Origin of the sequence: Polaromonas aquatica (genome assembly GCF_042659145.1) — a bacterium.
GTDB lineage: Bacteria > Pseudomonadota > Gammaproteobacteria > Burkholderiales > Burkholderiaceae_C > Polaromonas > Polaromonas aquatica.
Window position 1 is genome coordinate 217,825 of record NZ_JBHSRS010000018.1, and the last position, 10,930, is coordinate 228,754.

The 10,930-nt window shown below is 60.9% G+C and carries 8 protein-coding genes; 2 read left to right on the plus strand and 6 right to left on the minus strand.

Annotation, left to right across the window (positions count from 1 at the left end; all coding sequences use genetic code 11):
* Positions 1–7 precede the first annotated feature (7 nt).
* Positions 8–964 carry a glutathione synthase gene (gene gshB / locus ACFQND_RS09480; RefSeq protein ID WP_377413237.1) on the plus strand — a complete coding sequence of 319 codons (957 nt, stop codon included), beginning with the start codon at positions 8–10 and terminating at the stop codon, positions 962–964.
* Positions 965–974: 10 nt separating this feature from the next.
* On the opposite strand, the gene ACFQND_RS09485 is transcribed toward gshB, so the two are convergent.
* Genes ACFQND_RS09485 through ACFQND_RS09495 form a run of 3 tightly spaced genes read right to left on the minus strand, consistent with a single transcriptional unit; the run spans position 975 to position 3,486 of the window.
* On the minus strand, positions 975–1,763 hold the full coding sequence (locus tag ACFQND_RS09485; protein WP_377413240.1) for a class II glutamine amidotransferase: 789 nt from the start codon (positions 1,761–1,763) through the stop codon (positions 975–977).
* 2 nt (positions 1,764–1,765) lie between these two features.
* Positions 1,766–3,241: a DHA2 family efflux MFS transporter permease subunit gene (locus tag ACFQND_RS09490; protein ID WP_377413243.1), complete on the minus strand. Its 1,476-nt coding sequence runs from the start codon at positions 3,239–3,241 to the stop codon at positions 1,766–1,768.
* 53 nt (positions 3,242–3,294) lie between these two features.
* A complete protein-coding gene (locus ACFQND_RS09495) occupies positions 3,295–3,486 on the minus strand; it encodes a 4-oxalocrotonate tautomerase (RefSeq protein ID WP_371439127.1) in 192 nt (63 codons plus the stop codon).
* Positions 3,487–3,748: 262 nt separating this feature from the next.
* Between ACFQND_RS09495 and ACFQND_RS09500 the strand changes: the two genes are divergently transcribed.
* On the plus strand, positions 3,749–5,014 hold the full coding sequence (locus tag ACFQND_RS09500) for a zinc-binding metallopeptidase family protein (protein ID WP_371439128.1): 1,266 nt from the start codon (positions 3,749–3,751) through the stop codon (positions 5,012–5,014).
* Positions 5,015–5,255: 241 nt separating this feature from the next.
* On the opposite strand, the gene ACFQND_RS09505 is transcribed toward ACFQND_RS09500, so the two are convergent.
* The 3 genes from ACFQND_RS09505 to gshA all read right to left on the minus strand — a co-directional run bounded on the left by ACFQND_RS09505 (position 5,256) and on the right by gshA (position 10,879).
* A complete protein-coding gene (locus tag ACFQND_RS09505) occupies positions 5,256–7,157 on the minus strand; it encodes a potassium transporter Kup (RefSeq protein ID WP_449301352.1) in 1,902 nt (633 codons plus the stop codon).
* Positions 7,158–7,452: 295 nt separating this feature from the next.
* Complete coding sequence (locus ACFQND_RS09510) at positions 7,453–9,321, minus strand: potassium transporter Kup (RefSeq protein WP_371439130.1); 1,869 nt, start codon at positions 9,319–9,321, stop codon at positions 7,453–7,455.
* A gap of 262 nt (positions 9,322–9,583) precedes the next feature.
* Positions 9,584–10,879, minus strand: coding sequence for a glutamate--cysteine ligase (gene gshA / locus ACFQND_RS09515; RefSeq protein WP_371439131.1), 1,296 nt, complete (start codon positions 10,877–10,879; stop codon positions 9,584–9,586).
* Positions 10,880–10,930 lie beyond the last annotated feature (51 nt).

Below are 10,930 nucleotides of genomic sequence, written 5' to 3' on the forward strand. Positions count from 1 at the left end.
GAAATCCATGAATATCCTCTTTGTCGCCGACCCGCTTGAATCCTTCAAGATCTACAAGGACACCACGTTTGTCATGATGCGCGAGGCGCAAAGGCGCGGCTACAGCATCAGCGCCTGCGAAACGCAGGACATCAGCTGGCAGACCGGCGGCAAGGTCTGCGCCCAGGTAAGGCACATCACACTCACGGGCGACAAGGACAACTGGTTTGCACCCGACAGCAAGCGCCCCGATGGGCCTGAAGTGCTGGCCGACTTCGACGCCGTGCTGATGCGCAAGGACCCGCCTTTTGACAGCGAGTTTTTCTACAGCACGCACCTGCTGGAGCAGGCCGAGCGCGAAGGCGCCAGGGTTTTCAACAAGCCGCGTGCACTGCGCGACCACCCCGAAAAACTGGCGCTGCTGGAGTTCTCGCAGTTCAGCGGGCCGACGCTGGTCACGCGCAGGGCGGCCGACATCAGGCGTTTTCACGCCGAGCACAAGGACATCATCCTCAAGCCGCTGGACGGCATGGGCGGCATGGGCATCTTTCGCGTCACACAGGACGGCATGAACCTGGGCAGCATCATAGAAACGCTGAACAAGGATGGCAGCCAGAGCGTGATGGTGCAGAAGTTCCTGCCCGCGATTGCCCAGGGCGACAAGCGCGTGCTGGTGATAGGCGGCAAGCCCGTGCCCTATTGCCTGGCGCGCATTCCCCAGGGTGGTGAGGTGCGCGGCAACCTGGCGGCCGGCGGCAAGGGTGTTGCACAAGCTTTGTCGGCACGCGACCAGGAAATCGGCAACGCGCTCGGCCCCGTTCTGGCTGCGCGCGGCCTGCTGCTGGCGGGCGTGGACGTGATTGGCGATTCGGTGACGGAGATCAATGTCACCAGCCCGACCTGTTTCCAGGAAATTTTTGACCAGACTGGTTTTGACGTGGCGGCGATGTTTATCGATGCGCTGGAAGCAGCCCTGAAGGGCTGAGGCGGCAAGACTAGGCTGCCGCCAGCGCCCCGTCCACAAACACCTTGAGTTCGCCCGGCGCAAAGGCGGTCCAGTTTTCATTGGTGGTGAGCGGCGCGGTCACCACCACGGCCACCCGGTCCGCAGGGTCTGCGTGTTCCGCAAAATTGACGCTCACGTCTTCATCACTCAAGGTGGCGTGTGCAAACGGGTGTTTGCGCTCCACGTAATACAGGCTGGTGGAGGCATGGGCCCACAAGGCCTGCCCGTTGCTCAGCAGGAAATTGAAAGTGCCGTGGCCGGCTATTTTGCCCGCCAGCTCGCGCAGCGTGATGCTCAGCTCTTCAACACTGGGCACATCCGCATGCGATTTGGCCAGCTCCTGCATGATCCAGCAAAAAGCCCGCTCGCTGTCGGTACTGCCGACCGGCCGGAAGCTGCCGTGCAGGCGCGGCGCAAAATCTTTAAGGTCGCCGTTATGCGCAAAGACCCAGTAGCGGCCCCACAGTTCGCGTACAAAGGGGTGGCAGTTTTCAAGCGCCACGCGGCCCTGCGTGGCCTTGCGGATGTGCGCAATCACATTGCGGCTTTTGATCGGGTAGTGGCTGATCAGCTCGGCCACCGGCGAGCTGGAAGCCGGCTGGTGGTCCACAAAATGGCGCAGGCCCTTGTCGCAGCCGGCACCGGCTTCCCCCTCAAAAAAAGCAATGCCCCAGCCATCGGAGTGGTGATCGGTGTGGCCGCCCCGGTGCGCAAAACCGCGGAAGCTGAAAGTCACATCCGTCGGTGCATTGCAGTTCATGCCCATTAATTGGCACATGCTTATTTCACTCCTGAAGGTTCAGCCGCAGCTTTCGGCTCACGCAGCTGGGAGGCTGCCATCATGGCCACCACGCACAGGGTTGCCAGCATCAGGAAGGATTCGTTGAAAGCGGTCAGCCGCGCCAGGCTGCTGGTGGCGTTGGCCAGGGAGTCACCGTGTGCGGTCAGTCGCCACTCCAGCACGATGCCGCACAGGCTCACGCCGATGGCACCGCCCAGCATGCGTATGAAACTGATGGCGCTGACACCCTGCGGCATCAGGTCCTTGGGCAGCGGCCGCAATGAACCCAGATTGAGCGAGGGCAGGATGAAGCCCAGCCCGATACGCCCCATGATGGCCCACGCCACCAGCAGCCACATGGTGGAAGTCAATGTCACCGTCAGCATCAGGCCAAACGAGGCCGCCAACAGGCCCAAGCCCGTGCAGACCAGCAGCCATGTCGGCTGCCTGTCGGCCAGCCGCCCCACACCGGCTATGGTGATGGCAAGCACCAGCCCGGCGGGCAACAGGATGGTGCCCACATGTGAGGCAGAAAGGTTCAGGCCCAGCTGCATGTAGACCGGCAGCAGGTAGGTCGAGCCAAACAGCGCAGTGCCGTAAATAAAGGCGACCACGCTTCCCATCGCGAACTGCCGGTTGCGAAACAGCGCCAGGTTCATCAATGGCGCGCGGCCCGTATCCGTCATGCGGCGCTGCCACCAGATAAAGGCCATCAGCGCAGCCGCCGCCGCACCCAGCAAGACCAGTGCTTCCAGCGGGTTGTTTCCATGCAATGCCACCATGCCATTGAGCAGGCACAGGGTGCCGGCCCCGGCAAGCAGCAGGCCGCGCCAGTCGATCATGTCGCTGCTGTTGTCGGCGGCCACGCCGCCCGGGCCGGTATTGGGTACGTAGCGATAGGCCATCCAGAGGGACAGCAGGCACAGCGGAACCACCAGGAAGAAGATGGAGCGCCAGCCAAACAGGTCCACCAGGATGCCGCCAACGCTGGGGCCCACGGCGGGCGCCAGCACCACGCCCATGCCGAACAGCCCGCTGGCCCGGCCCTGCTCGTGCGGGGCAAAGGCGCGCATGATGATAATGGCCGGTATCGGCTGCACCACCCCCGCCGCAAGCCCTTCCATCACGCGCGCGACCAGCACCAGGCTGAAGTTGTTGGCAAGGCCGCCAAGCATGCCGCCGGCCAGCAGCAGCAGCATGGTGCTGACATAGGTACGGCGATAACCGTAACGCGCCAAAAGCCAGGGCGTGGTCAGCATGGCCACTGTCGATGCCACCATGAAACCGGAACTGACCCATTGCACCCGGCCCTGGCCCAGCAAAAAATGGTGGCTCATGTCGGGAATCGCCACGTTCACGATGGTGGACGACATGATGGACGCCATCGTGCCTATCATCACGGACAGCAGCAACAGCCAGCGGTAACGCTCGCCGTAACGGGCTCGCAGTTCAGGTAGTGTGGAGAGGCGGCTCAAGGAATTGCTTCGTGTTGTTGTATCTGTCTGCCCTGCTGCCCTGGCGTATCAGCTCAGGTGCGCGGCTCGGACCACAGCTTGCCGCCGGTCGCCCAGTTCTCGCGCTTGATGTCGCTGATGATGATATCCACCGCATCGGGCGCCCCGCCGAGAATTTCGACACTGACACGGGTGATGGCCTCCGCCAGCTTCTTTTTTTGCTCGACGGTACGGCCTTCCAGCATTTCGACATGGTATGTGGGCATGGTTTTCCTTTGGGGATTTTGGAGTGGGAGAGCATTGCAGGCATCCGGTACAGGATGCGCCGCCGGTGCCGCTACACGCATGATAAAAGCTCCCGGCCCGTCCACGGCTGCAAGGGTTAAAAAAACGTGCGCGACGGGAGTGCGGTGTCGGCCCTTTCCGACAGCCTGAGGCGGCAAACCGGCGCTGTGACGCGGGTCGAACGTGGCACACTGAAATGTGTTTTCGGATACGCGCCAACCCGGAGCCATCGTCGTTTAATTTATGTCCCCAACCCCCGGCTCCCAACCTCATCTCCCCACACTCGCGGGCCGCGCCTACCGCTGCCAGTGCGGCTGCCCGGTTTTTTTCCGGAACAGCGAGTGCCTGGCCTGCGGCACGCCGCTGGGCTATGACCCGGAACAGGCACGCCTTTTGCCTCTGATGCCGGGCACCGCGCCGGGTAGCTGGGTCATCTGGCAAACGGAGCCGGCGGCGCTTTCCGGGCACGCCGGCGATGGGATACTGCCGCCCCCGGCACTGGCCTACACCCGCTGCGCCAACCTGCAGACCCCGGCCGCATGCAACTGGCTGGTCCCGTCGAATGGACAGGTTGACGATGCCGGCGCCACCCCCCTGTTATGCCGCGCCTGCAGGCTTAACCGCACCATCCCTGACCTCAACGACCCCGAACACCCTGACAACGGGGTTTTATGGGGCCGGGTGGAGCTGGCCAAGCGCCGGCTGGTGTCGGCCCTGCTGGCACTGGGCCTGCCGGTCGCGTCGCGCATGACCGAAGACACGGCACGCGGCATCATGTTCGACATCCTGCGCTCGCCCGACAACGGCCCGCACGTCATGACAGGTCACAACACCGGCCTGATCACGCTCAACCTGCAGGAGGCGGACGATGCGGTGCGCGAGGCCGTGCGCGAGACCATGCATGAGCCTTACCGCACCCTGCTCGGCCACTTCCGCCATGAAGTGGGGCATTACTACTGGGATCGGCTGGTCTGCGGCACACCGTGGATGGAAGGTTTTCACCAGCTTTTTGGCGACGAAAACCAGGACTACCTGGCCAGCCTGCGCCTGAACTATGAACAGGGGCCGCCCGACCAGTGGTGGCTGCACTATGTGAGCGCCTATGCCAGCACCCACCCCTGGGAAGACTGGGCCGAATGCTGGGCGCACTACCTGCACATGCGCGACACCATTGACACGGCGCTGGGTTTTGGCCTGCCAACCGGGAGTGCGCAGCTTGAATTCACACCCTTCACGCTGGACGCGCTGTACCAGCCTGAGCATCCTGAAGCGCAGCACTTTCTGGATTTCCTGAACGACTGGACGCGGCTGACCACCATGCTCAATGAAATGTCGCGCAGCATGGGGCAGCCGGATTTTTACCCCTTTGTCTTGCCGCGCGAGGTCGTCGCCAAGCTGCATTTCATACATCTGCTGGTGACGTCCGCCAGCTGGCTGCCGGGCGACGCGGGGCTGGTGCGGACCGCGCAGCAGCAGCTTGAGGGGCAGATGCAAGGCCAAATTCAGTAACTACTCTGGTCACCGTACAAACCGTTCGGGCTGAGCCTGTCGAAGGGCTTTGCTTGTAAGTGGCAAGGCTTAGACAGGCTCAGCCAGAACGGCGAGAGGATCTGAGTAGTTACAAAATTCAAGAAAAATTGGCCGCTAGCCGCCGAGGGATGGGCGCAACTAGCTATCTAATTTATAGCAATTAACCGACGCCACTCAACCCGCCAACCCATGCTCAAGGCTGCCAGGGCGAAAGCCACGCTCAGATCTCGACCTTGCTGCCCAGCTCCACCACCGCGTTGTTCGGCAGGTTCAGGAAGTCCGCCGCACCGCTCGCGTTATGGTGCATTTGTGCAAACAGCTTCTCGCGCCAGTGCGCCATGCCGCTACCAATTGTCGGGACGACTGTGTCGCGCGACAGGAAGTAACTGGTGTTCATGGCCTCCAGCTCGCATCCACGTCCCTTGATCTGTTGCAGGGCCTTGGGCAGGTCCAGGTCATTCTTGAAGCCGTAGTGAACCTTGACCTGCCAGCAGTCGTGGCCCAGCGACTCAATCTCCAGTCGCTTGTTCATGCCTATCCACGGCACCTCGTGGTTGCGCACCGTGACAAACAGGTTCTGTTCATGCAGCACCTTGTTGTGTTTCAGGTTATGCAAAAGCGCGTTGGGCACGGTGCCGGGCTCGCTGGTCATGAACACGGCGGTGCCTGCCACCCGCGCTGGCGGGCTGACAAACACGGCATCCAGGAAACCGGGCAGGTCGATCGCATCGGCACGCAGCTTTTCGGTGAGGATATGCCGGCCCTCCTTCCATGTGATCATCAGTGTGAACACCGCGCCACCTATCAGCAACGGGAACCAGCCACCGGCAAACAGCTTCATCAGGTTGGAGGCAAAAAAGGCAAAGTCCACGACAAAGAAAACGCCGGTTGCGGCAATGCACAGGCTGAGCGGGTATTTCCAGCTGTAACGAACCACAAAAAAAGTCAGGATCGTGGTGATCAGCATGTCGGTGCACACCGCAATGCCGTAGGCCGCAGCCAGGTTGCTTGAGGAGCGGAACATCACCACCGCCAGCACGATGGTGCCGAACAGGCACCAGTTCACAAACGGCATGTAGATCTGCCCGGTGTCGCGCACGCTGGTGTGCTGGATGTTCAGGCGCGGCAAATAACCCATCTGGATAGCCTGTTTGGTCACGCTGAACGCGCCTGTGATCAGGGCCTGCGAGGCGATCACCGTGGCCATGGTGGCCAGGCCTACCAGCGGCAGCAGCAGCCACTCCGGCGCCATCATGTAAAACGGGTTCTTGACGGCCGCCGGATTGCTGAGCAGCAGCGCGCCCTGGCCGAAATAGTTGAGCACCAGGCAGGGCATGACGATGGAAAACCAGGCCAGCCGTATTGGCCGCTTGCCGAAGTGTCCCAGGTCCGCGTACAAGGCCTCTGCACCGGTCACGCACAACACCACAGCACCCAGGATGATGAAGGTGGTGCCGGGGTTGACCCACATGAACATCAGCGCGTAGTAGGGGCTGAGCGCCTTGAGGATGACCGGGTTGTTCACGATTTGCGAAATGCCGAGCAGGGCAATCGTGGCGAACCAGACCAGCGTGATGGGACCGAAAAATTTGCCTATGCCGGCGGTGCCGTGCTTTTGCAGCGCAAACAGGCCAAACAGGATCACCAGAGTGATCGGAATCACCCCCCGGGTAAAGGCCGGCGACACCACCTCCAGGCCTTCAACCGCCGACAGCACCGAGATTGCCGGTGTGATCACGCCATCACCGTAAAACAGCGAGGTGCCAAAAATGCCAACCACCAGCAGCATGCGGCGCAGCCTGGGTTTGTCCTTGACCGCGTTGGATGCCAGAGCCAGCATGGCGATCAGGCCGCCCTCGCCGTTGTTGTCTGCACGCAGCACCAGCACCACGTATTTGATGGACACGATGACGGTCAGGGTCCAGAAAATGATGGACAGGATGCCATAGACGTTGTCGGTCGTGAATGGCACATGCCCGGGACCGAAGACCTCCTTGACGGCATACAGGACGCTGGTTCCGATGTCGCCATAGACGACACCGACAGCGCCCAGGGTGAGCGCCAAGAGGGGTGATTTTTTACTTGACACAAAAACTTCCCGTCTATGGCGGCCGACCGGCATGGGCCTGGCCTTCGCGGCGCAGGTCATCGGGGTCCGCCGCGGCGGGAATGGTTACCTTTGGGAACGCTATTTTGCGCCAGGGCAACCGGCTTGCAAGCCGGCCGGCAACTCTAAATTCAACAAATCCGGGATTTGTTGCAGCGCAACAACTTGTAACATTCCCTGCCCCAGGCAAGGCCGGCAAAAGCCCTCATTCCGTTTTCACATCATTCGTGAACGCGAAGGCGAAGCGCAGACAGTACAAACGTACGGCCAGCGAAGCTTCCAGAAGTGCACGGATGATTTGGAAACGGAATCAGATTTCAACCTTGCTGCCCAGCTCAACCACGGCGTTATTCGGTAAATTCAGGAAATCCGCCGCCGAGCCGGCATTCCTGTGCATCTGCGCAAACAGTTTTTCGCGCCATTGCGCCATACCGTCGCCTATGGTGGGCACCACCGTGTCGCGCGACAGGAAGTAGCTGGTGGTCATGGGCTCGGTTTCGCAGCCCCGTCCGCGCATCTGCTGCAGGGCGCTGGGCACATCCGGATCGTTTTTGAAGCCGTAGTGAATCACGATCTGCCAGCAATGCCGGCCCAGGGACTCAATCTCCAGCCGCTTGTCCAGGCCTATCCAGGGCACTTCATGGTTGCGTACGGTCACAAACAGGTTGGTGTCATGCAGCACCTTGTTGTGTTTGAGGTTGTGCAGCAGGGCATTCGGCACGGTTCCAGGCTCGACGGTCAGGAACACGGCTGTGCCCTCGACCCGCGCTGGCGGGCTGACAAAAACAGCCTCAAGAAAACTCTTGAGGTCAATCGCGTCCGCGCGCAGCTTTTTGTTGAGTATGTAACGGCCCTCTTTCCAGGTCACCATCAGCGTGAAGATGGCGCCGGCGATCATGATGGGGAACCAGCCGCCTTCGACGAACTTGAGCGCGTTGGACGCGAGAAAGGCAAAGTCGATCACAAAAAAGACGCCGGTGGCCGCAATGCACAGTGCCAGCGGGTATTGCCATCCATAACGTATGACGTAGAAGGTCAGGATGGTGGTGATCAGCATGTTGCCGCACACGGCGATGCCGTAGGCGGTGGCCAGCGAATCCGAGGACTTGAAAAACACCACTGCCATGGCAATTGCGACAAACAGTGCCCAGTTGATGAAGGGGATGTAGATCTGGCCGGTTTCCTTGATGCTGGTGTGCACCATGTACAGGCGCGGCAGGTAACCGAGCTGGACAATCTGCTTGGTGGCACTGAACGCGCCCGAAATCAGTGCCTGGGAAGCAATCACCGTCGCAGCCGTGGCCAGGCCGACCATGGGCAGCAGGGCCCATTCGGGCATCATCATGTAAAACGGGTTTTTGACCGCGGCGGGGTTGCTCAGCAACAGCGCGCCCTGGCCGAAATAGTTCAGCGTCAGCGCCGGCATGACGATGCCGAACCAGGCCAGCCGTATCGGGCGCTTGCCGAAATGGCCCAGGTCGGCATACAGCGCCTCGGCGCCGGTGACGCAGAGCACAATCGCCCCGAGGATGACAAAGGTGGTACCCGGGCTGGCAAACATGAACTTCAGCGCGTACCAGGGGCTCAGCGCCTTCAGGATTGCGGGGTTGCCCACGATCTGCACTGCCCCCAGCACGCCGATGGCGACAAACCAGAGCAGCGTGATGGGTCCAAAAAACCTGCCTATGCCGCCGGTGCCGCGTTTTTGCACCAGGAACAGCGCAAAAAGAATCAGCAGGGTCAGGGGGATCACATACCGGGTGAAGGCCGGCGAAACAATCTCCAGGCCTTCAACCGCAGAAAGCACGGAGATGGCCGGCGTGATGACGCCATCGCCATAAAACAGCGCCGCCCCGAACATGCCTATCAACAGCAGGCGGCGGCGCAACGCAGGTTTGTGTTTGACCGCATTCGAGGCCAGCGCCAGCAGGGCGGCGGTACCACCCTCACCATGGTTATCGGCGCGCAGCACCAACATCACGTACTTGATGGACACGATGACCGTCAGGGTCCAGAAAAAGATCGACAGGATGCCGAAGATGTTGTCGATGTTAAGCGGCACATAACCGGAAGAAAAAACCGTTTTGACCGCGTAAAGCACGCTGGTGCCAATGTCACCATACACAATGCCAATGGCACCCAGGGTAAGCGCAGACAATGATGATTTTGATATTGACACAAAGGCTTCCCGTCTTTCGCTCTGCAGCGGCGGGAATAGTTGCTGAGGGAAGGCCATTTTCCCCTTGGGCGCAGCACTTGCAAGTTTGCCGGTGCATCCAGCCCCGGCAAACAGCGCTTGTGTTGCAGGGCAACAACCCGGAACAACCGCAGTCGTTTCTTTTTTGCTATCGTTTTAGTAGCTTGCAGCGCCCGCTGGACGGAGGCCAGGACCTTAAAAGCATGCCTGAAACTGGCTGAGAGCCTGTTTCAGCCGCGTCAGGTCAGTCGTAAACCTCGGCATCCGGGTCGGTCGCTTCCAGTTCATAGCTGGCCGCCAGCATGGCCAGCCGGCCTATCACGCCGTACATGTAAAAGCGGTTGGGACTGCTGGAGCCCGGTTTTTCACCCGGCTGCGGCAGGCGCCCACTGTCGGCAAAGGCCAGTGGCACAAAGCTGGCGCCGGGGGCGTTGAGGTTTTCATCCACGCCGCGCTCGGCGTGCACGCGGTAGAAGCCGCCCACCACGTAGCGGTCCATCATGTAGACCACCGGCTCGGCCACAGCGTCGTTGACGCGCTCGTTGGTCAGCACGCCCTCCTGGATGATGACCTCGGACAGCGGCTGGCCGTCCTTGGTGGTGCTCATCTTGTTTTTGCTCTTGCGGTTGAGCGCGTCCAGGTCTTTCACGTCGCGCACCGTCATGATGCCCATGCCGTAGGTGCCGTTGTCGGCCTTGACGACCACAAAAGGCTTTTCGTTGATGCCGTATTCCTTGTACTTGCGCTTGATCTTGCCTAGCAACGCGTCAACGTTGCTGGTCAGGCAGTCCATGCCCGTACCTTCGGCGAAGTTGACTTCGCCGCAATGCGAAAACATCGGGTTGATAAGCCAGGGGTCTATGCCCAGCAGCTTGCCGAAGCGCTTGGAGACTTCCTCGTAGGCCTTGAAATGCCGCGACTTGCGGCGCACCGACCAGCTGGCGTGCAGCGGCGGCAGCAGGTACTGCTCGTTCAGGTCTTCCAGGATGCCCGGAATGCCGGCCGACAAATCGTTGTTCAGCAGGATGGTGCAGGGATCGAAGTCTTTCAGCCCGAGACGGCGGTCGGTGCGGATCAGCGGCTCTATGGTGATGCTCTCGCCGGTCGGCAGGTTCAGCGTGGTCGGCTCCTTGATGTCGCTGCTGAGCGAACCAAAACGTACATTCAGCCCGGCCTGGTGAAAAATGCGCTTGAGTTGCAGCACGTTCGACAGGTAAAAGCTGTTGCGCGTGTGGTTTTCGGGCACCACCAGCAGGTTGCGCGCTTCGGGGCAGATTTTTTCAATCGCCGCCATGGCGGCCTGCACCGCCAACGGCAGCATCTCGGGGGTCAGGTTGTTCCAGCCGCCGGGGAAAAGGTTGGTGTCCACCGGTGCCAGCTTGAAACCGGCATTGCGCACGTCGACGGAGCTGTAAAACGGCGGGGTGTGCTCCATCCACTCCAGCCGGAACCAGCGCTCGATCGCCGGCATGGAATCCAGGATGCGTTGTTCAAGTTCGTTGATCGGGCCGTTCAGGGCGGTGATGAGATGCGGAACCATGCGGCCACTTTCGGAGAGAGGTTTTTGTAGTTAGTTCAGTTATATCTGACC

Excerpts from the sequence above, each read along its gene's own strand:
- ACFQND_RS09505 (WP_449301352.1), bottom strand. The coding sequence starts at position 7,157 with ATGCCGGTCGGCCGCCATAGACGGGAAGTTTTTGTGTCAAGTAAAAAA.
- ACFQND_RS09495 (WP_371439127.1), bottom strand. The coding sequence starts at position 3,486 with ATGCCCACATACCATGTCGAAATGCTGGAAGGCCGTACCGTCGAGCAA.
- gshB (WP_377413237.1), top strand. The coding sequence starts at position 8 with ATGAATATCCTCTTTGTCGCCGACCCGCTTGAATCCTTCAAGATCTAC.
- gshA (WP_371439131.1), bottom strand. The coding sequence starts at position 10,879 with ATGGTTCCGCATCTCATCACCGCCCTGAACGGCCCGATCAACGAACTT.
- ACFQND_RS09485 (WP_377413240.1), bottom strand. The coding sequence starts at position 1,763 with ATGTGCCAATTAATGGGCATGAACTGCAATGCACCGACGGATGTGACT.
- ACFQND_RS09500 (WP_371439128.1), top strand. The coding sequence starts at position 3,749 with ATGTCCCCAACCCCCGGCTCCCAACCTCATCTCCCCACACTCGCGGGC.